Here is a 23,190-nt window from a genome sequence, read left to right as displayed (position 1 = left end):
CCACCGCAGAAGGAGCGCAGCAGCCGGCCGGCGACCCGGACCCAGTCCGGGTGGCCGGCCCGTGTGGACGGTCGTTACTCCTTGCCCTTCGCCGCGGAGGCCGCCGCCGTCACCTGCTCGGCGCTGTCGCCGTCGACCGTCTCCTTCGTGACCTTCGCGGCGTGCAGCAGGGCCTTGTCGACCTCGATGACCCAGCGTTCCTCGAACAGCGCGACGATGCCCGAGCTGTCCGGTGGCAGCGTGTCCTCCACCTCGGCCTTGATCGCCTTCTTCTCCGCGTGCGACAGCAGCCCGCCGACGCCACCGCCGAGCCCGGCGCCCACGAGCGCACCGGCGAGCAGGGACGGCGGGAAGATCAGGCCGACGACTGCGCCGCCGACGGCGCCCCACGTGGCGCCCTTGCGGGTGGTGTGGAAGTCGTCGTCAACGTGGATCTTGCCGTCGCCGCGGCGGCTGACGAGGATCAGGCCCTTGACCTTGATCACGTCCTCGTGGGCCAGCTGTTTGATCGCGGCCCAGTCACCGCGGGCCGCGTCGGGGTCCGAATAGGCGGCGATGTACAGGTCGACGGGCGCGTCCTTGTTCGAGGCCATGGCCGGTCTCCTCCCGAGCGTCTCGGCGCGAGCATGCCGTCACCCGGCGGCCCGGCACCTCACCCGCGCCGGGTGGGGTCAGGAGGGCGCCGGCGAAACCGGTTTCGCCTCCCCTTCTTCGGCGGCGTAGGCCTCGGCTTCGGCGTTCGCGCGGTAGTCGGCGGTCTCGCGTTGCAGCCGCCGGCGCACCGCGGGCTGCTGCGCCAGCGCGATCGCGAAGACGGTCAGCAGCACCCAGATCGCGACGCAGCTCAGCACGATCGCGATCGCCGGCAGCACGACCGCGCCCAGCCGCTCCGTCAGCGCCCGCGCGGCGAGCACGCGCCAGAGCAGCATGAAGTTGACGAGGTACCCGACCGCGGACGCCACGCCGAGCGCGATCAGGAACTGCTTGAGAGTGCCCGTTTTGCGCCGCTTCAACAGAGGTTCGTCGCGGTTCGGCAGCGCGATCGAGAGCACATTGCCCACGCCGAGCCACAGCAGGATGAAACACACCACCAGCCCGCACGCGCGCGCGAACGCCGAGAACTCCCCGGCGCGCCAGGCCAGCAGGGCGCTGAGTGCGAAGCCGACCGGCGCGACGATGCACACGAGCGCCAGATTCTTGATCACCAGCAAGTGCCACAGGCGCGACCCGGTGTCCAGCGCCGCCCGCACGCGCATGGCGTCGAAGCTCATCGCGTTGACGCAGACGGCACCGCCCATCACGTACGAGATCGTCCACAACCCCAGGTACGGCAGCCATTTCTGGTCCTGGTCCCACCGGAACAGCCGCAGGTACCCCAGGTACAGCAGGCCCAGGCCGAACGCGACCCCCAGCGCCTTGACGGATTTGCGCGGCTTGCGGGTGAGTACGTACCGGATCTCCCCGGCGAGCCCGTGCGCGAGCGCCGGGCCGTGGCGGCTCACGGCGTTGCTGCCGTGCAGCGGCACGTGCCCGTCGACGGCCACCGCACCCGGCTCGTCCTCCCCCGCCCGGATGCGCGCCAGCCGCGCCTCCAGCACGGCCCGCGCCGCGTCGGTCAACGCCATCCGCGCGATCGCGACCGCGGCCACCCCGTCGCGCTCGGCCTGCGCCGCGTCTTCGTGTGTCACAGTCTCGTGTGTCACGGTCTGGTACGCCACGGCCTCCGCGCGGTCTTCCTGCGGCTCGGCGTCGACGTGGGTCTGCCGCAGCCGCGCCCATTCCGGCGACAGCCGGGCGGGATCGACGTCGCGGTGCATCTCCCGCCGCTGCTCTTCCGAGGCCGCGCACGCCTTGCCGATCATGCGGCGCACGTCGTCCTCGCCCTTCCACTTCGCGGCCATCGCGTTCTTCTCGGCCGCCGCCGCGCGCTGGACCAGCTCCACGAGATCGTCGACCGCTGCCATACCCCAATCGTAGGAGCGGCGAACAGCGCAGTACAGAGGCGCTTTTCCAGCCGTACACTGGACCGATCGCGGAGGTGGGACGATGAGCGCACAGGAACAGCAGGCACTGGATTCCCTCTACGAGATCGACAATGTCCTCACGATCGACATCGTGATGCCCCAAGCCGACTGGGACGCCGTGCCCACCGAAGAGCCGGCCGGCGGCCGCTGCAACTTCGACTGGACCGGCGGCAGCCGATTCACCTGGCGAAAGGCCACCTCGGTCGAAATTTCCGGCACGAAATTCCCCGCCCGGACGTCATTTCCCGACGTCGGCGTCAAGAAGAAGTCGTTCTGCGGTTCGTTCAGCAACGACAAACCGTGTCTGCACATCGACTTCGGGAAGTTCCGCGACGCCAACAAGCCCCTGATCACCGCCCTCATCGGGTCCCGGTACCTGACGCTCAACAACTCCGTTCAGGATTCCGCTTTCGTGCGGCAGCCGCTCGACTACAAGCTGTTCGAGCTCGCCGGGCTGCCGCATTCCCGCTGCAATTTCGCGCGCGTCCGCGTGAACGGCACCCTCGTCGGCCAGGGAACCGGCGCCCTCGGCCCCGGCGTCTTCGTGAACGCCGAACCGATCATGCCCCGCTACATCGAGCGCAATTTCGGGAACATGAAAGGGAATCTCTACGAGCTGGAACACAAGGACGACTTCACCGACGCGCGGTTCGACTTCATCGGCGTGGAGAACCTTTCGGAGTTCGACAACAAAGCCGACCTGCGCCTGGCCATCGACCACCTCGCCGCCCACGGGCTGAGCGGGGCCGCCGAGGTGTTCGACCTCGACCAGTTCGTCAAGCTCTACGCGATGGAGTTCTTCCTCAAGCACTGGGACGGCTACACGGGCAACACGAACAACACCTACGCCTACAACGACGTCGAGGCCGTCGCCGCACCCGGTCTGGGCAACGTGAAGTTCAAGCTCATCCCGTGGGGCGTCGACCAGACCTTCCAGCCCGCGCGGCACTTCACGGTCCGCACCAGCGGGCTGCTGGCCAAGCTCGTCCACAACGACGCCGGCCGCCGAGCCCAGCTGATGGACCAGATCCGCACCTACCGCGACACGGTCTTCGGTCGCAAAACCCAGCAGGAAGCGCTGACCCCGCTCCTCGAACGCATGGGTGCCGTCCTGACGAGCCTGGGCGTGCCCGACATGCCGGCCCAGCTCATCACCGTCCGCAAGCAACTGCGCCTCGCCACCTCCGCCGGCTACCTCTGCGCGGGCCTGCCCGGCCCCGACGGCGCCTACGTCCGCGAAGACACGACCAACGAGTGCCTCCACGCGAGCACCGAACCCATCCCCGCCGCGCCCGGCGCGCCACCGAACTTCGAGGTCGTCCACCGCCCCCGCCCGGCCGACGTCGAAGACGCCGACCTGTGGTCCTTCGGCCCCCTCGGCGCCGGCACCTCGCTGGCCGCCAAAGCCACCGGCCGCCTCCTCCACGCGAGCGCCACGACCACGCCTCTGGGCCACCAGCTGCTCTACACGTGCGCCGCCGACAACTCCAACCACGCCGACGAGTTCACCCTCACCCCGATCGACCCGGTCGCCAACCCGACCAGCTTCAGCGGCTTCTTCACGCTCACCGGCGTCCGCACCGGCCAGGGCGTGACCTTCGGCGCCGATCCGACGCCGGGCGGGAGTCCGAGGGTGTACCAGGATCCGGCACCGTCGAGGTTGTACTTCACCTGAGCGGGGCTTCACGACTGACCAGCCTTCAGACACTTGGTGCGCGCGTGGTTCATCCCCCGCCGGCGGCATCCACCACGACGCGTAAGCCGGCTGTTGAGTCATTTTCCGGCGAGATCGTTCCATGCCAGGGGTCGTGCCCAGCTGCCGGAGGCTCCCGCGCCGTTCCTCAACATCAGCATGGAACCGACGGCCAGCGGCTACGGCGTGCGCCCGGACGCCGACGGCATCGACACCGGCGTGCTGTTCCGCATCCCGACGGGACGGGTCTCCCCGACGTCGAGATGACCGAGTTCCTCTACCCCGTGCTGGTCTTGGCGTCCGCGGGCAAGGCGGTCACCCGGAAAACGGGCTCGCCTGCGGTCACCCCGGCAACAGCGGCCTCGACCTCGTGGCGAGGCAGTGCCCGGTCGCGTCGCTCCTCGCTTCCGGCCAGATGCCGTCCACGAAGGACCACCGTCGGACGCCGGGCCGCGGATCATCGCGGACGCCGCCGACTACGTCGAGGCCCCGCGTGGTGTTCCGCCGGTACTGCTGCCCGTCGTGCTGGACGGCCCTGTACTCGGGCATCGTCCCGGCGGACCACCCGCACACCCTGGCGGCACTCGGTCACCGGACCGCGACACCGGCCGGCTGAGTTTCGCGGTCAGCGTCAGCGAAGAAGCCCAGGCCCGTCGGCCTGGGCTTCTTGCCTGCCGCCGGACTCGAACCAGGAGCCCTCCTGGTGTTCATGCCGGGTTCACGACCACGGCCGGACGGGGTCACCACCGGCCGCAAGAGTGGGCGGGCTCTGTTCCGGCAAGAAAGGACCCGCCCATGAGACTGCGCAGATCGCTGGTGGCGCTGACGCTGACCGCCGCTGCCACGACGGCGCTGCCGACGTCGGCGTTCGCGGACACGGCCCTCGACGTGACCGGCAGCGAACAGGTCGCTCCCGGCGTTCGCCTCGAGACCTTCACGACCGCTTCGGCGAGTGCCGCGACCATCCAGGGTGAGCTGCTGACCGTCGACCTGCGCAACCCGCGCGTCTCGGTGGACCTGCTGCACCCGCAGTCGGTGGCGCAGGCCGCGACGGTGTCGCAGATGGCGAACGCCCAGGGAGCGGTGGCCGGCGTCAACGGCGACTTCTTCAACAACACCGAGGCCCAGCACCCCGGCGTCGCCTTCACCGACTCCTCCGACGGCCCCGAGATCGCCGATCGGCGCGTCCTCAAGGCCGCCGTCCCGAACGGGCAGCGGTTCGGGCCCGGGATGCCGCCCGGAGTCACGACGGAGGCCGTGCTCGGCGTCGGCGTCGACCGGGTGGCGCGGCTGGGCTCGGCGCACCTCGAGGGCAGCGTCCGCATCAAGTCGGCCACGTACTCGCTCGGCGGGCTGAACCAGTACGCGATCCCCGTCGGCGGCATCGGCGCCTACACCAGCGCGTGGGGCGCGACGTCCCGCGCCCGCTCGGTCTGCGGCACCGACACCAACCGGGGCGCCGCGTGCAGCACGGACACCACCGAGGTGACGCTCGATCACGACCGGGTCGTCTCGGTCGGCGACACCGCAGGCGCCGGCGCCATCGCGGGGGACGAGACGGTGCTGGTCGGGCGCGAAGCCGGCGCGGACGCGCTGCGGACACTCAAGGTCGGCCAGCACGTCAACGTGCATTACACCCTGTCGACCGGGCGCGGCATCCCGTTCCGCTTCGCGATCGGCGGCTTCCCGATCCTCCGCGACGGCACCGTGGTCCCCGGCCAGGACGCCAAGACCGCCGCGGTCCGCACCGGCGCGGGCTTCAGCGCCGACGGCCACACCCTGTACCTCGTCGCGGTGCAGGCGAAACCCGGCACCAGCGGCGGCATGACCACCCCCGAGGTCGCCCAGCTCCTGCAGCAGGCCGGCGCCGCCAACGCCGTGAACCTCGACGGCGGCGGCTCGACCTCACTCGTGGCCCGCGACCCCGGCGCTCACACCGTCACGGTGCGCAACCACCCGACCGACGCCGCGGGCGAGCGCTCGGTCGCCAACGGGATCGGGGTCTTCGTCCGCTGAGGACCGCCAGGACGTGGCCGGTCCCGTCCTGACGTCGTCGCCGTGGAAGCCGGCTCCTCCGCCTTCCACGGCGACGAGCTGCCCACGCTTCGCCGATCTGTGGGTTCTCGAGCTGCGCGCGTCACACGGGGCGAGGATTGTGACGACGAGCACAGCCACCGATGTCGGAATCGCGGCACCGGCCCCGTCCCAGGGACACGAGCGGCCAGGAGGGCCGCGCGACACGGGAGGCAACCATGACGATCCGCCGATTCGACCACACCGGCTTCGTGGTCGAGGACCTCGCGGCCGCGGTCGCGTTCTTCGTCGAACTGGGGATGGAGCTGGAGGGCGAGACCAAGGTCGAGGGCGAATGGGTGAACCAGCTCGTCGGGCTGGACGACGTCCGCGCGGACCTCGCCTTCCTGCGGCCCCCGGACGGCCACGGCCGGATCGAGCTGTCGGCGTTCCGCTCACCGGTGTCGACCGCCCCCGCGCCGAGCGCGCCGGTGAACGTCCCGGGTATCCCTCGCCTCACCTTCGTCATCGACTCCGTCGACGACACCCTCGACCGCCTGCGCGCCCACGGCGCCGAGCTCGTGGGCGAGGTCGCGCGGTATGAGGACTATTGCCGGTACTGCTACGTCCGCGGTCCCGCGGGCGTGATCATCGGGCTGGTCGAGGAGCTCGGCTGACGCACCACGATTCCGCGAGCGCAAGCCGGTGTTGCCGCTGAAGCTGCGGGGGGTGTTGCCGGATTCGTTGCACAGCCCGAAACCATGGGGCGCGAACGCATCCCTCTCCCTCGCGCGGCTCAGCGCGCACCGAGCAGCGCCGCGATCCTCGGCGCCTCAGCGGTCTTGAACCGCACCTCGACGTGACCGGTGCGATCGGCGTGAAAGGTGGCGGGTTCGTACCCCAGCACGAGCCGCCGTTCCTCCGCCCGGACCGTGACGCCGAAGGGCCGGCCCTCGCGCAGCGGCACGGAGCCGGACACCGACAACGGAATCCGGGACGTCATGATGGGAATCGACGACACCGAACAGGAGGAATACTTCGTCAGCCGGCTGTGGGAAGCCGGGGCGTTCGTCATGGGCCGCAACACCTACGAGGCCATGGCCGGATACTGGCCCACTTCCGACCACCCGTCCGCCGAGGCCATGAACGAGATCCCCAAGGTCGTGTTCTCCCGCACCCTCAAGACCGCCGACGACTGGCCCGAGACCCGCATCGCCGACGGTGACACGGCGGAAGAGATCGCCAAGCTCAAGGCCGAGCCCGGCAAGGATCTCGTCGCCGCCGGAGGCACCGAGTTCCTGCACTCGCTGATCAAGCTCGGGGTCGTCGACGAATACCGCCTGTGGGTGCTCCCCGCCGTCACGGGCAAGGGCGCCGCGCTGTTCCCGGAATTGGGCGAGGCCGTGAAACTGTGCCTGGTGAAAAGCACGGCGTTTCCGTCCGGGGTCCTCGAACTGTGTTACGTGCCGGCCGACAAGTAAGGCGAGGGTCTCGGCGAACCTACACTTCCTTGCCCTTTTCCCGCGAAGCCTGCACGCGCGCGATCCGCTGGGAAGTCCGGCGGAGGTGCTTGGCCATGATCTCGCGCGCCTTTTCCGCGTCCCGCGCGGCGATGGCCTCCACGAACTCGCGGTGTTCGCTGGTGCCCCGGTGGCCCATCAGCGGCGCGGCCACCTGGGCCTCGCGCAGGGACATCAGCAGCGGACCGTGGAACGAGTGCACCAGCATCTCGATGGCGGCGTTGTGGGTGCACTGCGCCACGCGGACGTGAAACGCGGCCGACATCTCCATGCTGTATTCGCCGCGTTTCAGAGCGGCTTGGTGCTCGCGGGTCAACTCGCGTAGGTCCTCGACGTCCTTTTCGGTCGCCCGCTCGATCACCGCGTCGATGATGCCGAGCTCCACCACCTGCCGGGCCTCGATGACTTCCGGCGCTGTCATCGGCGAGAGGTTCACGAGGTCGGCGAGGTTCGCACTGAGCTTCGTCGACGAGGGCGTCGTGACGAACGCCCCGCCGCGCGCGCCGACCCGGATCGCGACCAGGCCGGCGGCTTCCAGCACGCGTAGCGCCTCGCGGACGGTGACCCGGCTGACGCCCATCTGCTCGCACAGGGCGCGCTCGCTCGGCAGGCGATCGCCGGGACGCAGTTTGTCGGCGCGGATGAGCGAGCGGATCTGCTCGACGATGACTTCCGACATCCGGCTCGACGACACGACGTCGAACAGTCCGCTGTCCGCCCGCGGAGCAGCCGCGGATCCACCCCGCCCTGCTGGTTCCATGCGCCGATCCTCTCACAGGAACACCGAAACCCCCGCTCTCGCGGCGCCCGCCCAAGGGTTGACCCGCCGATGGAGGGCGCCTTATGGTCATATCGTCGTTCGGACTAACCAATAGACCAGACCTTCGGAACAAACAGGAGGCGCCGTGAGGAAGTCCGTCGCGCTCGCCTGCCGGGTGCTCGCCGCGACCGGCCTCGTCGAGCACGTGCTCGGCCACATCAGCGTCCGCACGTCGCCGGACGAACTGCTGGTGCGCTGCCGTGGCCCGGAGGAAGCCGGCCTCCGCTGCACGACGGCGGAGGACATCCGGCCGGTGCCGCTGCACGGCAGGCCCGAGACCGGCGAGTGGAGCGTGCCCAACGAGCTCCCGATCCACACCGAGGTTCTGCGGCGCCACCCCGAGGCGACGGCCGTGGTCCACGCGCATCCGCCCGCCGTGGTCACCATGGCGCTCGCCGGGCTGCCGTGGCTGCCGCTGTTCGGCGCCTACGACATCCCGGCAGCGCGGCTGGCCGCCGACGGAATCCCCGTGTGGCCGCGCTCGGTGCTGGTGAACGACCACGACCTCGCCGGGCAGATGGCCGACGCGCTCGGCGACCGGCCGGTCCTGGTCCTCAGTGGACACGGGCTCGTCAGCGTCGCCGGCGGCGACCCCGAGACCGCGGTGGCCCAGGCCGTGTTGCAGGCCATCGCCGTCGACACGCTCGCCCGGCACACCCTCGCCGTCGCCCACGCCGGGGGGAAGCCGGTGCCGATCCCCGACGAGGACCTCGCGCTCCTGCCCGATCTGGGCGGGGCGTTCAACGTCACGACCATGTGGCGGCACGTGGTGCGCCGCACCGAAAACCCCTGAAGTCCCCCGCGAGTACGACAAGGAGAGCAGCAGTGCGTGACGAGTACCTGAAGGGCGTCCTGGCCAGCGAGAAGAAGAACCTCGATTCCTCGGAGATCGCGGCCCGCGACGAGTTCAACCGGCAGCACCCGCCGAACAAGGGCCTGGTCGTGGAGGACGACCTGCGGAAGATGGAGCTGCCGGCCCGGCCGTGGCGCAACAACCGAGGCCACTACTTCGACCTCGCCGACTACGAGGTGCTGAGCGCGCACATCTCGGAACTCAAGCCGGGCAACAACTCCGTCCGCCACCGCCACACCACCGAGGCCTACCTCTACGTGGTCAAGGGACACGGTTTCTCGCTCGTCAACTACGACGACGAGCCGATCGAGGTCGTCGAATGGCAAGAGGGCACGTTGTTCGCGCCGCCTCGGTGGGCGTGGCACCAGCACTTCAACCTCGACGGCAATGACACCGCGCGCTACCTCGCGATCCAGGACACGGGACTGCTGCGCACGATGCGCCTGCACAACATCGAGCGCCACGGCGTGCAGCTCTCCCCCGACGAGGGCAAGCAGCTCCTCGACGCGGCCGTCGAGGCCGGCACCACGCACGGCGCCCGCAAGTAAGCGATTCCCTCGGCCGTGCTTCCGCACCCGAGGCGGGAGCACGGCCGAGCCACGAACCCATCCGACCTGTGAGGAGTGCCCGTGCCCGAAGGAACACCCGTGTCCGAATGGCTCGACCCGACCGTCGCGACGTCGTGGCTGGAACAGGACAGCCTCGTCGGATTCCTCGTGCTGCCCCGGCGAATCGCTGCCACGCTGGTGGCGGGCGACCGGCCGCGGACGAAACTGGTGGCCGACATCGGCAGCGGCCCCGGTGACTTCCTGGAGGTCCTGCTCGATCTCTTCCCCGGCGCGCACGGCATCTGGACCGACGTCTCCACCGTGATGGAAGACGCCGCCCGCGCGCGGCTCGCCCGCTTCTCCGACCGCGTTTCCTACCAGCTCACCGACATGACGGATCTCGCGGAACTGCCCGGTGACCTCGACGTGGTGATGACCTCGCGGGCCAGCCACCACCTGAACCCGGCGCAGCTGGCGCGGTTCTACACCGAGGCGGCCGAGCACTTGGCGCCCGGCGGCTGGCTGCTGAACCTCGACCACATCGGGCCCGGGCCGGTGTGGGACGCGCGGCTGCGCGCGGCCCGCAAGCAGCTCATCCCACCTTCCGACAAGGCCGGTGCCCACAAGCACAACGACGCCCTGCCCTCGGTCAACGACCACCTCGAAGGGCTCGCGAAGGCCGGGTTCACCGACGTCGAAATGCCCTGGCGCGGCCTGTACACCTGCCTGCTGGCGGCTCGTCGTGACGGTTGACGGATCCCACCGGCTCGCCCGCGTCCGCGTCGCACTCAGCGGCCGCGAGTGGGCGTCGCTGGGCGGCATGGCCACGGTCGTCCTGCTGCTGAACCTCGTCGGCTGGGGGGTGCTCGGCCTCGTGGTGGCCCCGGAGCACCACGCGCTGGCCGGCGGCGGGTTCTTCGGCGTCGGGCTCGGCGTCACGGCGTTCACGCTGGGCCTGCGCCACGCGTTCGACGCCGACCACATCGCCGCCATCGACAACACCACCCGCAAGCTGATGGCCGAGGGGGGCCGGCCGCTGTCGGTCGGGTTCTGGTTCTCGCTCGGTCATTCGACCGTCGTGTTCGGACTGTGCCTGCTGCTCTCGATCGGTGTGCGCGCGCTCGCCGGATCGGTCACGGACGACTCGTCGGCGCTGCACCGGGTGACGGGCCTGATCGGCACGTCGGTATCGGGGGTGTTCCTCTACATCATCGGGATCGTCAACCTGGTCGTGCTGTTCGGCATCCTGCGAGTGTTTCGCGAGATGCGCCACGGCCGGTTCAGCGAAGCCGAGCTCGAGGAGCACCTCGCGCGGCGCGGCGTAATGAACCGGCTGCTGTCCGGCCTCACGAAGGCGGTCCGCAAGCCCTGGCACATCTATCCGGTGGGTGTCCTCTTCGGACTCGGGTTCGACACCGCCACCGAGGTGGGCCTGCTCGTGCTGGCGGCGGGCGCGGCCACTTTCGCCCTGCCCTGGTACGCGATCCTCGTGCTGCCGGTGCTCTTCGCGGCGGGGATGACGCTGTTCGACACCGCCGACGGCTGCTTCATGAACTTCGCCTACGGGTGGGCGTTCGCGAAGCCAGTGCGCAAGGTCTTCTACAACCTCACCGTGACCGCGCTTTCGGTGGCTGTCGCGCTCGTCATCGGGACGATCGAGTTGCTGTCGATCCTCGCCGACCGGCTCGGGATCGTCTCGGGCCCGCTGGCCGCGATCGCCGACCTCGACCTGAACAACGTCGGCTTCGCGATCGCCGGGTTGTTCGTCGCGACCTGGCTCGTCGCCGTGCTCGTCTGGCGGGTCGGCCGGATCGAGGAGAAGTGGTCGGCCCACCTCTCCGTCGACCCCGACCGTTAGGCGTGCCGATCGTTACTAATCCGACCACAGTCACGGCCGAATGGCTTTCGTAGCAACGGTTACGTGCCGCGCGGGAGTCGGCCTACTTTTGGCCGGATTAGTAAGAGGCCGGCCCTTCGAACAGCTCCGCCACGCCCGCGACGGTGATGCCCTCCATCACCTCGCGGGCGGTGTGCGCCACCGGCAGATCCTGGCCCACGCCGTCGGCCATGCGGAACGCGTTGGCCAGATCCTTGCGGTACCAGGTGAAGCGCATCAGTTCGAGCTGCGCGAGCGTGGCGCTCGCGGCCACTCCGTCGAGCAGGGCCCGGCGCAGCTTCGCCGGCTCGACGCCGAGGCTGCGACCGAGCCGCATCGCCTCGACGATCGCCGTGATCTGACCCCAGTGACACAGGTTGTTCACCGTCTTGCCGACCTGGCCGGAGCCGAGCGGACCGAGGTGGTGCACCGCTTTCGTCCACGGCTGCAGCGCCGGGCGCACCCGGTCCAGCACAGCTTCTTCGCCACCGACCAGCAGGACGATCTCGCCGTTCTCCGCCCCGCGGACCCCACCGGTGAGGGCCGCGTCCAGCACGGCCACTCCCGCGCCTTCGGCCTCGGCCTCGACACGGCGCGAGGTCTCGGGCGTCACCGAACTGCAGATCAGCAACGCGGAGCCACGCTTCGCCGTGGTCAGCACGGCTGCCGACACCTCGAGCACGTCCTCATCGGACGGAACGATCACGAGCACCACGTCGCACCCGCCGAGCTCTGCGGCGGACCCGGCCGCCCTCGTGCCCGCGCCGACCACTTCGTCCACTGTGGAGCGATTGCGGTCGAATACAACTGTGTCCCAGCCGGCGCCGGCTAGGTGCCGCGCGATCGGCGCGCCCATCGCACCCAACCCGGCCACGCCGACGCTTCCGTGATCCGACATCAGTACCTTCCTCCCCGCCGACGGGGCCGTACCCCGCGGCAGTCGAAGCGAAAGGGGCCTGCCTCGCGGTGAATCCACGAGACAGGCCCCTTCTTCACGGACGCCTCAGACGGCGCTGGCGGCTTCGGCCAGTTCGCCGGTGTACTCCGGAGCGTTTTCGAAGTAGTGCACCTTGTCGTAGCCGATGTGCTTGAACATGCGGTTCTGCGCGGACAGCAAGCGCAGCGGAGTGCCGTCTGCGGCGTAGTGCACGGCGATCGTGTTCTGCGGAACGTAGAGCGTGTCGCCCTTCGTGATCTCGTGCCGGGTCGGCGTCTTCGCGACTCGCGCGTAGTACTTCTCCGCGATTTCCTCCTGGACCTCCCAGTGCAGCGAATAGCCGGAGCCATCGAGCACGTAGAGGACCTCGTCGGCCATCTTCCAGTGCTTGCCCGAGCGGCTGCCGGCCGGGATGTCGAGCTCGAAGACGTCGACGGAGAACTGGCGCAGGTCCGTCCGCTCGGGACTGTTGAGCACGCGGACGCGGCCCATCGGGGTCGTTTCCCAGACCGTGTCCTCCTGCCGCACCACCTTCTTGCGCTCCAGCACACCGTCGGTCCAGATCCGCGACCAGTCCTCGCGCTCACCGAACTCGTCCGGCCGCTCGATCGGACCGCCGCGGCCCTGCTGCAGCAGGCCCAGGAACATCCACGTGCACTTGGCCTTCATCACCAGCGCGACGGCTTTTTCGTCGTAGGGGTTGTAGTGCCGGTGCACCGAGTCGGTGTGCACGAAGACCAGTTCCCCGGCCTTCCAGTCGTAACGCTGGTCGTCGTGGATCTCGTAGCCGGCACCTTCGAGGATGTAGAAGGACGCCTCGTTCTGGTGTCCGTGTCCCCGGTTGGAGCTGTGCGGCGGCAGTTCGACGAAATGCACCTGCAACGTCTGGGTCAGGAAGTCCTCGTCCCCCGGCCCGATCCGCCACCACGTGCGGGACTTCTCCGAGTCGCCGGAGTGGCCGACCTTCGCGTCGTCGACCACCACCGAGTCGTCGCGGACTCGTTCGGCGGCCAGCTGGGCCTGACGGAACTGACCGAGCCCGTAGGTCTCAGAAGTCAAGCCACGTACGAACACGCGTCCCTTCTTGCCCATGCGTTCCTCACTTTCCCGCGCCTTGGCGCTTTTCGACGGAGGCAGAAGATGTTCCTCCCGGGCGCCCCGCCCGGGTACGCTCCGAAGTATAGGCCTAACTGTCCTACCAATCCAGAGCCCGACCTTCCGGGAGGCTTCCTTGAGCGACGTCCACCTGAGCATCGCGACCACCGACTACGACCATTTCCGCGACTTCCGCACCGGCGCCGTGCGCGCCCAGGGCATCGACCACACCTGGTCGATGCTGAGCCACCACGAGATCTTCGCGCGGTTCACCGCCAACCGTGAGTGGGACGTGGCCGAGTTGTCCTTCGCCAAGTTCAGCGCCCAGATCACCCGCGACGAGCCGGACATCGTGGGGCTGCCGGTCGTCTGCTCGCGGCTGTTCCGGTTCGGCTCGTTCTACGTCAACCGCCGCAGCGGCATCCGCTCCGTCGAAGACCTGCGCGGCAAGAAGGTCGGCTCGCCCGAGTGGGCTCACTCGGCCGCGGTGTACATGCGGGGCTGGCTGCACAACGACATGGGCGTCAAACTCGACGAGATCGAGTGGTACCAGGCCGGCGCGAACGCCCCGGGCCGCGTCGAGAAGGTGGAGCTGAACCTGCCGCCCGGCGTGCGGCTCACCCGCGTTGCCGACCGGTCGCTGTCGGACCTGCTCGCCGCGGGCGACATCGACTGCGCGATCATCGCCCGGCCGCCGACGTGCTTCCTCGAAGGCCACCCCGACGTCGTGCGGCTCTTCCCGGACTACCGGGAAAAGGAACAGGAGTACTTCGGGGACACCGGCATCTGGCCGATCATGCACCTGATCGCGATGCGCCGCCAGGTCCTCGACGAGCACCCGTGGGCCGCTCGCAACCTTTACAACGCCTTCCTGGAGTCGAAACAGCGCAGCGTCGAACGGCTTCTCGACCCCGCCGTCTCGCGCTACCCGCTCCCCTGGCTCGCCACCTACGGCCGCGAGATGCGCGACCTGTTCGCCGGTGACCCGTTCCCGTTCGGCATCGAACCCAACCGCGCCACGTGGGAACAGCTGCTCACCTACGCAGCCCAGCAGGGCATCGCGCACCGGCTCGCCACCGCCGACGAGATCTTCCCGGCCGGGATCATGACCGAGGTGGTGGTGTGAACCCGGTGCGGTAATCCGCCATTCGGCCCTACGGTTTCCGCCGGGCTTTGGCAGAATGGCTGCCACTTCGACGCAGGGACGCGCCCGCCCGCACTCACCGCGCACGGGCCGTCCCGCGCTGCGCTCACCGTCCGAAGTGGATCCGTGGGCCGAGGATTTCGATCGGGACCAGCATCGGCATCAACGGTTGACAAATGGTCATACCATAGGTCCATACTGCTCGAACCGAACGGCCCATGGCCTCAGGCACCGGACCCTCGGCACCCGAAGCTCCGCGACAGTTCCGCACTCACATCGTGGTGAGCCCGCCTTGTTCCCGGCGGCGGTCCGCTCACCGAAGGGAACCGCAATGCACAAGAGGCGAAGCACCCGACGGACCGTCTCGGCCGTCCTCGCCGGCGGCCTGGCGTTGACGATGGCCGCCGCGTGCGGCTCCGGCGCGGCCAGCTCTACCGACGAGGCCCAGACGACGGCCGACCAGCGCAACCCCCAGCAGCTCGCCGAGGTGGCGGCGAGGGAAGGCCAGGTGGTCTGGTACACCACGTTCGCCGACACCGACGTCGCGCCGATCATCGCGTCGTTCAACAAGGTCTACCCGAAGATCAAGGTCAACGCCCTGCGGCTGAGCGCCGACAAGATCCCGCCCCGCGTCATCACCGAGCAGCGCGGCGGCAAGTACAACGCCGACGTGGTCTCCGGTGACTCGCCGCAGATCGCCCAGCTCCTGCAGGCGGGCGCGCTGCAGCCCTACAAACCGGTCGACGCCGCGCCGCTGCCCGCCGGGCTCAGCCTGCCCGAGGGCTACCAGGGCGTCGTGTACGCCGTCACCACCGTACTCTCCTGGAACCCCCAGGTGCTCACGCAGAAAGGCCTGACCGCACCGAAATCCTGGGAGGACCTCACGAAGCCCCAGTGGCGCGGGCAGTTCTCGATCGACCCCGGCGCGGTCAACTGGTACGACAGCCTGATCGCGGCGATGGGCCACGACAAGGCACTGGCGTTGCTGAAGGGGCTCGGCGACAACGCGCCGGTGTTCGTCGAGAGCCACACCCAGTCGCTGACCAACGTGCAAGCCGGCGAGCCGCTCGCCGCCGCGACCGCGTACGGCTACAAAGCCTCCAGCCTCAAGAAGAAGACGCCGAACACCCTGGACTTCGTCAACGGCACACCGCTGCCGGCGTCGCTGAACCTCATCGACGTCGTGAAGAACTCGCCGCACCCCAACGCCGCCCGCCTCTTCGACGACTGGATGGTCTCCAAGGCCGGGCAGCAGGAGATCGTCGACGTCACCAACCACACGTCGGTCCGCCCGGACGTCACCAACGACGCGAAGGTGTGGGACGAGACGAAGTGGCCGGCCGCGTGGGGGCACCCGAACCTCTCGCAGGCGGACTACAACAACGAGCTCGCGGAAATGAAGTCGGCACTCAAAGCGCCGTGACCCCCTGACGGCCGTGGCGGACCCCGCCGGCGAAAGGACCCACGATGACCCTGCTGGACACCCGACCCGGCGACCCGGCACCCACCGAGACCGGCCGGTCCGCGAAGACCTCGCGCCACCGGTCCTGGCGATCCCTGCTGCAGCCGCGCTACCTCACGCTCGCCATCGCGGCGATCGCGGTGGCCTACCTCGCGCTGGTCCCGGTCGGCACGATGATCTACGCCAGCCTGCAGACGTCGTTCCTCGGCACCGGCGGTTCGATGTGGACACTGCACAACTACGCCACGACCTTCGCGTCCGACGGGTTCGGCACGCTGGTGCTCAACTCGTTCCTCTACGCCGGGCTCACCGCGATCGTCTGCACGGTGATCGGGTTCGGGCTCGCGTGGCTGGTCAGCCGGACCAACACCCCGTGCAAGACGTTCGCGCAGCTGGCGGCGCTCGTGCCGCTGATCGTGCCGGGGATCCTCAACACGGTCGCGTGGGCGCTGCTGCTCTCCCCCGAACGCGGGCCGCTCAACGGTGTCCTGCGGTCGGTGGGACTCCCGGCGTTCAACATCTACTCGATCGCCGGCATGGTGTTCGTGCAGTCCATCCACGTCGCGCCGGTCGCGTTCCTCATGGGCACGGCGGCGTTCAGCTCGATGGACTCGTCGCTGGAGGAGGCCTCGCTAGCCTCGGGCGCCTCCCCCGTGCGCACCTTTCGCGTGATCACGCTGCGGATGGCCCGGCCGGCGATCCTGTCGGCCGCACTGCTGATGTTCATCCAGACCATCTCGACGTTCGAGGTACCGCAGCTGATCGGCGTGCCGGGCCACACGTACGTGTTCGTCAGCCGGATCTACAGCGCGCTGCAGGCGTTCCCTGCGGACTACGGCACGGTCGGGGTGATCGGGGTGTTCGTGCTGGTGATCGCGTCGATCGGGCTGATTCTGTCGCAACGGCTGAGCCGGCGTTCGGCCACGCAGACGATCACCGGCAAGGGGTTCCGCTCGACGGTGCAGGACCTGGGCAAGTGGCGCTGGGCCGGACTGGCCGTGTTCATCCTGTTCTTCGTCATCGCGGTCGTGCTGCCGCTGGCGATGCTGATCTGGTCGTCATTGCTGCCCGGCTACGAACCGCCTTCGCTGAAAGCGCTGGGAGACCTGGGATTCGGCAACTACGCCCAGATCTTCCGGCAGCCGGCCCTGATCGAGTCGGTGCGCAACAGCGTCGTCACGGCGGTGAGCTCGGCGGTGATCGTCACCGCGCTCAGCGCCGTGGTCGCCTACATCACGGTGAAGACGAAGGTGTTCGGCCGCGGGCTGCTCGACGGGCTCGCGACGGTGCCGATCGCCGTGCCCAGCATCGTGATGGGCGTCGGCATCCTCTACTGGTACCTCGCCGCGCCGCTGCCCGTGCACCTCTACGGCACGCTCACCATCCTCGTCGTCGCGTTCGTGACGATCAGCCTGCCGTACGCGATGCGCTACCTCGTGCCCGGCATGTCGCAGATCAAGGACGAGCTCGAAGAGGCGGCGACCGCGAGCGGCGCTTCCTGGGCCCAGACGTTCCGGCGGGTGTTCATCCCGCTTCTCATGCCCTCACTGCTGGCCGCGTTCCTGTACACGATGATCGTCGCGTTCCGCGAGATCTCCGCGGCGATCTTCCTGTACTCCTCCGGGTCGGAGGTCGTGTCCGTGAGCATCTACGACCTCTATTCCAACGGCTCGTACCCGGTGGTCGCCGCGCTCGGCGTGGTGATGGTGCTGTTCCTGACGATCCTCGTCGCCGGTGTCCGGCTGCTCGGGCGCCGCTTCGGAATCCAGGGCGCGAATCAGAGCTGAGCACACCCGACAACAACCCCCGCGGGAGAGTGGGATCCGAAGATGATCAGGCTGACCGGACTGACGAAACGATTCCCGGGCCGGACCGTGGCCGCCAACGCGGTCGACGGGATCGACCTGGAGATCGCCGAGGGCAAGCTGGTGACCCTGCTGGGCCCCAGCGGCTGCGGGAAAACCACCACGCTGCGGCTCATCGCCGGGCTGGAACGCGCCGACGCCGGCTCGATCGAGCTCGACGGCAAGGTCGTTTCCGATCCCCGCAACGGGGTGTTCGCCGGCGCGCACCGCCGGCCGATCGGGATCGTGTTCCAGTCGTACGCGATCTGGCCGCACATGTCGGTGGTGCAGAACGTGATGTTTCCTCTGCGGGTCAACAAACCCCGGATCCGCGCCGCGGCCGCGCGCAAGAAGGCGCTCGACGCGCTCGATCTCGTGGGCCTGGCCGACTTCGCCGAACGCCCGGCCCCGGCGCTGTCCGGTGGCCAGCAGCAGCGGGTCGCGCTGGCCCGCGCCCTGGTGCGCGAGCCGAAGGTGCTGCTGCTCGACGAGCCGCTGAGCAACCTCGACGCCGGGCTGCGGGACCGGATGCGCGACGAGATCCGCGCCGTGCAGCAGCGGCTCGGCATCACCACGGTGTTCGTCACCCACGACCAGGACGAGGCCCTCGCGGTCTCCGACGACGTGGTCGTGATGAACAGCGGCTCGATCGTCGAACGCGGCCGGCCGCAGGAGATCTACGCCCGGCCACAGCAGGAGTTCACCGCGCGCTTCCTCGGAGTCTCCAACACGCTCACCGGCGTCGTCACCGAGGTGCTGGAGACCGGCGTGTGCGTGCAGGTCGGGCCCGGCCGGCTGGTCTGCAGCACCAGTTCCGAGCTGAGCGCGGGCGACGCCGTCAGCGTGTTCATGCGGCCCGAGAGCTTCGGGTTCTCCCGTAAGCAGCACGACGCCGAAGCCTGGAAGGGCACCGTGGAGTTCAGCATCTACCACGGCGACTGCTGGGACTACTACGTCCGGCTCGGCGACGACGTGCTGAAGGTCCGCGTTTACAAGGAGAAGGTCGGCCTCGCCCACGGCGACCCGATCTTCCTGCAGCCCGAGCCCGAGGACGCGATCGTCCTGCCCGCGCACTGACCCGAGAGGAGCACGGTCGCCGATGACCGCCCCGTACCCCCTGTCCGCAGAGGCTCCCGGTGTCCCCGCTCCGCTGCCCGGGTTCGACTACCCGGCGCCGCGGTTCCCGGGTTACCTCCTGCAGGAGCGCACCGACGACCTCGAGGAGCTGATGCCGCTCGCGCGGGCGCACGTGCGGCGCCGCTACGGCCGGTCCGCGCTCGGCGACGTCCGGCCCGGCGACGAGCTGCTAATCGTCACGTTCCCGCACCAGCACGAGCTCGTGTTCCAGGCGATCCGCGAGGCGCTGCTGGAGATCGGCGTCGCGAAGGTCGACCGGATCGACGTCACCGACCTAGGCATGGAAGTGAAATCCTACAGCGCGGCCGAGGGGTGGCGGGAGATCACCGACCGGCTGCCGCCGATGATCGAAGAGGGCATCGAGTTCAACGTCGCGGCGGCGGCGCTGAAGCGCTACCTCGACGATCGCCCCGGCTACACCGGCGTCTACGCGGGTGAAGCCGGGCGCTCGCACTGGAAACGCGCCGCCGGCAAGCGGATCCGGAACAACTGGGTGTACTCGACCTACGAGGACTTCATCTCCCGCGCCAACGGGATCCCCGACGAGATCTGGCGGACCGTGGACCTCATGGTGGTGGACGCGTTCCGCGACGCCGCCGAGGTCCGCATCACGAGTCCCGAAGGGACGGACCTCGGGTGGCAGGTGACGCCGCAGCAGGCGGAGCTGTGGCCCAAGGGTGCCTACATCTCGGGGCACATCCTCGGCTCGACGATCCAGGGCATCCGGTTCGGCCACCCGGCGGAGACCTTCCTGCGCGAAGCGAAGACGTTGATGCCCACGCTCAACGGCTTGATCGGCGGGACGAGCAACCACACCGGGTACTTCCCGCACGCGTCGGTGACCATCGAGTCGGGGATGATCACGAAGATCGAGGGCGGCGGCCGCTACGGCGAGCTGTGGCGCGAGGTCGTGGAACGCTACCGGGACACGAGCTACCCCGGCTTCCCCTATCCGGGCTGGGCGTACTTCAACGACGCGTCGATCGGCACCAACCCGAAGAGCTACCGCCAGATCGAAACCCTGTGGAACTACAACGACTCCTGGACGAACCTGCCCGAGCGCGCGCAGGCCGGCGTGATCCACTTCGGCTTCGGCGCCGAGCACTGGGACCAGACCTTCCTCTCCTACGCCAAGGAGAACAAGTTGCCGACGATGCACTTCCCCCACGTGCACAACCTGTTCGCCACCTACGAGATCCGGCAGCGCAGCACCGGCGAGTGGGTCAAGCTGATCGACAAGGGCCGCATCACGGCACTCGACTCCGAGCGCGTGGTACGCCTCGCCAGCAGCCTCGGCGGCACGCACCACCTGGAGTACGACTGGATTCCCGCGGTGCCGGGCATCAACTACCCCGGGGACTACCACCGGGACTACGCACCCGATCCGGTCTCGTGGATCCGCCGCGAGCAGAACGGGGAGTTCGCCCGGTGACCGCGCCGTTCTACCTGCCCGCCGGCGACGAGGTCGACCTCTTCCGCGCGGCCTACGACCAACGCATCCCCGTGCTGCTCAAGGGACCCACCGGGTGCGGCAAGACCCGGTTCGTCGAATACATGGCGTGGGAGATCGCGAAACAGCGCACCGGGGCGCCGCCGGACGAGCCGCTGGTGACGATCACCTGTCACGACGACCTCACCGCGGCCGACCTCGTCGGCCGGTACCTGCTCTCGGCCGAGGGCACGACGTGGCTCGACGGGCCGTTGACGCGGGCCGCGCGCACGGGTGCGATCTGCTACCTCGACGAGGTGGTCGAAGCCCGCAAGGACACGACCGTGGTGCTGCACTCGCTGACCGACCACCGGCGGACGCTGCCGCTGGAACGGCTCGGCACCACCGTGGCGGCGCACCCGGACTTCCTGCTCGTGGTGTCGTACAACCCGGGCTACCAGGTCACGAGCAAGGACCTCAAGCCGAGTACCCGGCAGCGGTTCCTCGCCATCGAGTTCGGCTACCCGGACGCCGATCTGGAGGCCGAGATCATCGCGCACGAAGCGGGCGTGCCCGCGGACGTGGCCGAGGCGCTGGCCGCGCTCGGCGCCCGGATCCGCAACCTCGACGCCGCCGATCTCGTCGACGGCCCGAGCACCCGCCTGCTCGTCCACGCCGGCGCGCTCATCGGTCGCGGGGTCGCACCGCGGCGCGCGTGCGATCTCGCGCTGGTGCTGGCCACCAGCGACGACCGGGATGTGCAGGACGCCGTCCGGCAGGTGACGCACGCCGTGTTCGCGGCATGACGGCGCTCGCGCCGCTGACCGGCTCGCTCTCGCTGTACTACCGGGCGTTGTGCGGGCGCGGCTGCGAACTCGTGCCCCACGACGACGATGCCGAACTGCGCCAGCGGCCCGACACCGCGACGACCGTGCGGCTCCCGTCGCACGTGCACTCGGGACCGTCGTGGTACCAGGTGGCGCTGACGCACCGGGCGCTGCACCACGAACTCGGCACTTTCGAGCTCGCCCTCGACCGGCCGGAGCCGTTCTTCCGGCGGCTGCGCCCGGCCGGCCTGAGTGGCGGGCTCGACCGCTTCGCCGGCCTGTTCGGCCGGACGGCGCTCGCGGTCGAGGTGTTCACCGCGCTCGAAGACCTGCGCGTGGACACCGCGGCCCTGCGCCTGTTCCCCGGTCTGGCACCGGCCTACGAGCGGGTGCGCGCCGACGAGCTGGCGACGAGGCCGGACCTCGCCGAGCTGCCGGCCCGCTCCGCCGCGGCCGAGGCGCTCGTCCGGCTGAGTCTCGGCGCCACCTCGATCCGGCTGCCGCCGCCACTGCATCCGGCAGTCACCCGGATCGCCGCCGTGGCCAAGGTTCTGGCCGACCGGGAGTCCACGGTGGAATCGACGGCCGAGGCGGCAATCCGGTGCTACGGCGTGCTGTCGCGGCTGCCCAACCTTACGTCCGCGGCGGGTCCGGACGAAGAGGTCGCGTTCACCGAGTCCGATGTGGACGACGGGTTCACGCTGCCGGGTCACGAGTTCCGGCTCGAAGGCGACGAGGTGTTCGACGTCCGGTTCGCGCCCGTGCACTACCGCGACGTGCCCGGTCCCCGGTATCTCGGTTTGTCGGCTTCCGGCATGCCGCTCACCGAGGCGATCCTGCGGATGACCGGCGAGGAAAGCCAGGCGGCCGACGAGTTCACCGAACGCTCGCTGGCAGCCGAGAGCGGACAGGTCGACGTCACGACGGTCCAGCGCCCGCCGGAGCCGCTGCCGCACGACCACGGGCCTGACCTGGAAGACCACCACCACGGGGAAACCGGGCCCGTCCACGCGAACGGACGGCACGAGTTCGCCTACCCGGAGTGGGACCACCGCGCCGGGGAGTACCTGGCCGACTGGTGCCTGGTCCGCGAGAAGCGGCCCCGTTCGGGGCGCGGCGGCCGCGCGCACCGCGACGCGCTCAAGCGCAACCGCGCACTGCTGCCCGCGCTGACCGCGCAGCTGGAACGCATGGCTCCGCTCGGGCGCCGCCGGCGCACTCGGCTGCGCCACGGCGACGACCTCGACCTCGACGCCTGCGTCGAAGCCATGGCCGACTTGCGGACCGGACGGACGCCGGGCGAGGCCGTGTACAGCGCGCTCGAACCCGTGGCCCGCGAGGTGGCCGTCGCGTTCGCGCTGGACCTGAGCTCGTCGACGGCCGAACGCCTGCCCGAGCGCGACGACGGGATCCGCCGGATCCTCGACCTGGAGCGGGAATCGGTCGCGTTGCTCCTCGAGGCGGTGGAGCGGATCGGCGACAGCTACGGCATCTACGGGTTCTCCGGCACCGGCCGCGAGGACGTCGTGGTTTCGGTCGTGAAGTCCCTCGACGAGCGGCGCACGCCGGCAACCCTGCGGCGGCTCGACGGGCTCGTGCCGCAGCACACCACCCGGATGGGCCCGGCCATCCGCCACCTCACCCGCCGGCTCGCCACGCACGGCGCTCCCTCGAAGCTGCTCGTGCTGGTTTCCGACGGTCGTCCGTTCGACCTCGACTACGGGCAGCGGTACGGCGAGGACGCCGTGCTCGACTACGCGCTCGCCGACACCACGCGCGCGCTCGCCGAAGCCCGGCTCGCCGGCGTCCGCCCGTACCTCATCACCGTCGACCCGGCCGGCGGCGACTACCTGCGGACGATGTGCGACCCCGACGAGTACCACGTGATCGCCGATCCGCGTGACCTGCCGGTCGCGCTCGCCCGGCTGTACGTCACCGCCCGGCGCGCCTGGTCCGTGACGTAGAGCC

22 protein-coding genes are annotated in these 23,190 nt (G+C 69.6%); 15 read left to right on the top strand and 7 right to left on the bottom strand.

Features of this window, described 5'->3' with window-relative positions; all coding sequences use genetic code 11:
* Window positions 1–74 precede the first annotated feature (74 nt).
* On the bottom strand, window positions 75–593 hold the full coding sequence (locus ABZU76_RS13845) for a DUF1269 domain-containing protein (protein WP_354868720.1): 519 nt from the start codon (window positions 591–593) through the stop codon (window positions 75–77).
* Between the two features lie 78 nt (window positions 594–671).
* Entirely contained in the window at window positions 672–1,964 is a 1,293-nt protein-coding gene (locus ABZU76_RS13840) for a hypothetical protein (RefSeq protein WP_354868717.1), read from the bottom strand.
* A gap of 82 nt (window positions 1,965–2,046) precedes the next feature.
* Here ABZU76_RS13840 and ABZU76_RS13835 point away from each other — a divergent pair, with 82 nt between their 5' ends.
* Window positions 2,047–3,699, top strand: a complete 1,653-nt coding sequence (locus tag ABZU76_RS13835; RefSeq protein ID WP_354868715.1) for a CotH kinase family protein — start codon at window positions 2,047–2,049, stop codon at window positions 3,697–3,699.
* Between the two features lie 360 nt (window positions 3,700–4,059).
* Here the strand turns inward: ABZU76_RS13835 and ABZU76_RS13830 are convergent, their stop codons facing one another.
* The gene (locus tag ABZU76_RS13830) at window positions 4,060–4,266 is read right to left on the bottom strand and encodes a hypothetical protein (protein WP_354868713.1); all 207 of its coding nucleotides are present in this window, start codon (window positions 4,264–4,266) and stop codon (window positions 4,060–4,062) included.
* A gap of 246 nt (window positions 4,267–4,512) precedes the next feature.
* On the opposite strand from ABZU76_RS13830, the gene ABZU76_RS13825 reads away from it, so the two are divergent.
* Together ABZU76_RS13825 and ABZU76_RS13820 are read left to right on the top strand one after the other, a co-directional pair.
* Window positions 4,513–5,733, top strand: coding sequence for a phosphodiester glycosidase family protein (locus tag ABZU76_RS13825; RefSeq protein WP_354868710.1), 1,221 nt, complete (start codon window positions 4,513–4,515; stop codon window positions 5,731–5,733).
* 236 nt (window positions 5,734–5,969) lie between these two features.
* A complete protein-coding gene (locus ABZU76_RS13820; protein ID WP_354868708.1) occupies window positions 5,970–6,407 on the top strand; it encodes a VOC family protein in 438 nt (145 codons plus the stop codon).
* Window positions 6,408–6,526: 119 nt separating this feature from the next.
* Here ABZU76_RS13820 and ABZU76_RS13815 read toward each other — a convergent pair whose 3' ends face one another.
* Entirely contained in the window at window positions 6,527–6,733 is a 207-nt protein-coding gene (locus tag ABZU76_RS13815; protein ID WP_354868706.1) for a hypothetical protein, read from the bottom strand.
* Window position 6,734: 1 nt separating this feature from the next.
* On the opposite strand from ABZU76_RS13815, the gene ABZU76_RS13810 reads away from it, so the two are divergent.
* Window positions 6,735–7,211, top strand: coding sequence for a dihydrofolate reductase family protein (locus ABZU76_RS13810; protein WP_354868704.1), 477 nt, complete (start codon window positions 6,735–6,737; stop codon window positions 7,209–7,211).
* 19 nt (window positions 7,212–7,230) lie between these two features.
* On the opposite strand, the gene ABZU76_RS13805 is transcribed toward ABZU76_RS13810, so the two are convergent.
* Window positions 7,231–8,010, bottom strand: a complete 780-nt coding sequence (locus ABZU76_RS13805; protein ID WP_220242635.1) for a FadR/GntR family transcriptional regulator — start codon at window positions 8,008–8,010, stop codon at window positions 7,231–7,233.
* Window positions 8,011–8,155: 145 nt separating this feature from the next.
* On the opposite strand from ABZU76_RS13805, the gene ABZU76_RS13800 reads away from it, so the two are divergent.
* From ABZU76_RS13800 to ABZU76_RS13785, 4 genes are all read left to right on the top strand, one after another.
* Entirely contained in the window at window positions 8,156–8,863 is a 708-nt protein-coding gene (locus tag ABZU76_RS13800) for a class II aldolase/adducin family protein (protein WP_354868701.1), read from the top strand.
* Window positions 8,864–8,895: 32 nt separating this feature from the next.
* Entirely contained in the window at window positions 8,896–9,471 is a 576-nt protein-coding gene (locus tag ABZU76_RS13795; RefSeq protein ID WP_220242637.1) for a cupin domain-containing protein, read from the top strand.
* A gap of 81 nt (window positions 9,472–9,552) precedes the next feature.
* Window positions 9,553–10,224 carry a class I SAM-dependent methyltransferase gene (locus tag ABZU76_RS13790; RefSeq protein ID WP_354868698.1) on the top strand — a complete coding sequence of 224 codons (672 nt, stop codon included), beginning with the start codon at window positions 9,553–9,555 and terminating at the stop codon, window positions 10,222–10,224.
* A 67-nt stretch (window positions 10,225–10,291) separates the two neighbouring features.
* Entirely contained in the window at window positions 10,292–11,329 is a 1,038-nt protein-coding gene (locus tag ABZU76_RS13785) for a HoxN/HupN/NixA family nickel/cobalt transporter (RefSeq protein ID WP_354869294.1), read from the top strand.
* A gap of 97 nt (window positions 11,330–11,426) precedes the next feature.
* Here ABZU76_RS13785 and ABZU76_RS13780 read toward each other — a convergent pair whose 3' ends face one another.
* On the bottom strand, window positions 11,427–12,245 hold the full coding sequence (locus tag ABZU76_RS13780; protein ID WP_354868696.1) for an NAD(P)-dependent oxidoreductase: 819 nt from the start codon (window positions 12,243–12,245) through the stop codon (window positions 11,427–11,429).
* A 105-nt stretch (window positions 12,246–12,350) separates the two neighbouring features.
* Window positions 12,351–13,376: a cupin domain-containing protein gene (locus ABZU76_RS13775; protein WP_220242640.1), complete on the bottom strand. Its 1,026-nt coding sequence runs from the start codon at window positions 13,374–13,376 to the stop codon at window positions 12,351–12,353.
* A 139-nt stretch (window positions 13,377–13,515) separates the two neighbouring features.
* Here ABZU76_RS13775 and ABZU76_RS13770 point away from each other — a divergent pair, with 139 nt between their 5' ends.
* The 7 genes from ABZU76_RS13770 to ABZU76_RS13740 all read left to right on the top strand — a co-directional run bounded on the left by ABZU76_RS13770 (window position 13,516) and on the right by ABZU76_RS13740 (window position 23,186).
* Window positions 13,516–14,505, top strand: coding sequence for a hypothetical protein (locus ABZU76_RS13770; RefSeq protein ID WP_220242641.1), 990 nt, complete (start codon window positions 13,516–13,518; stop codon window positions 14,503–14,505).
* Window positions 14,506–14,854: 349 nt separating this feature from the next.
* Window positions 14,855–15,946 carry an extracellular solute-binding protein gene (locus ABZU76_RS13765; RefSeq protein WP_354868693.1) on the top strand — a complete coding sequence of 364 codons (1,092 nt, stop codon included), beginning with the start codon at window positions 14,855–14,857 and terminating at the stop codon, window positions 15,944–15,946.
* Window positions 15,947–15,990: 44 nt separating this feature from the next.
* Complete coding sequence (locus ABZU76_RS13760) at window positions 15,991–17,772, top strand: iron ABC transporter permease (protein WP_354868691.1); 1,782 nt, start codon at window positions 15,991–15,993, stop codon at window positions 17,770–17,772.
* 42 nt (window positions 17,773–17,814) lie between these two features.
* The gene (locus ABZU76_RS13755; protein ID WP_220242644.1) at window positions 17,815–18,906 is read left to right on the top strand and encodes an ABC transporter ATP-binding protein; all 1,092 of its coding nucleotides are present in this window, start codon (window positions 17,815–17,817) and stop codon (window positions 18,904–18,906) included.
* A 22-nt stretch (window positions 18,907–18,928) separates the two neighbouring features.
* Window positions 18,929–20,398, top strand: a complete 1,470-nt coding sequence (locus ABZU76_RS13750; RefSeq protein WP_354868688.1) for a hypothetical protein — start codon at window positions 18,929–18,931, stop codon at window positions 20,396–20,398.
* Window positions 20,395–21,201 carry a CbbQ/NirQ/NorQ/GpvN family protein gene (locus tag ABZU76_RS13745; RefSeq protein WP_354868686.1) on the top strand — a complete coding sequence of 269 codons (807 nt, stop codon included), beginning with the start codon at window positions 20,395–20,397 and terminating at the stop codon, window positions 21,199–21,201. Before ABZU76_RS13750 ends, ABZU76_RS13745 begins: the two co-directional genes overlap by 4 nt.
* Entirely contained in the window at window positions 21,198–23,186 is a 1,989-nt protein-coding gene (locus tag ABZU76_RS13740) for a VWA domain-containing protein (protein ID WP_354868683.1), read from the top strand. The genes ABZU76_RS13745 and ABZU76_RS13740 overlap by 4 nt, the downstream gene beginning before the upstream one ends.
* Window positions 23,187–23,190: the final 4 nt, after the last annotated feature.

This window comes from Amycolatopsis sp. NPDC005232 (genome assembly GCF_040607795.1).
Lineage (GTDB): Bacteria > Actinomycetota > Actinomycetes > Mycobacteriales > Pseudonocardiaceae > Amycolatopsis.
The sequence above is the reverse complement of the archived record's forward strand: the minus strand, read 5'-3'. Positions and strand labels throughout refer to the sequence as shown.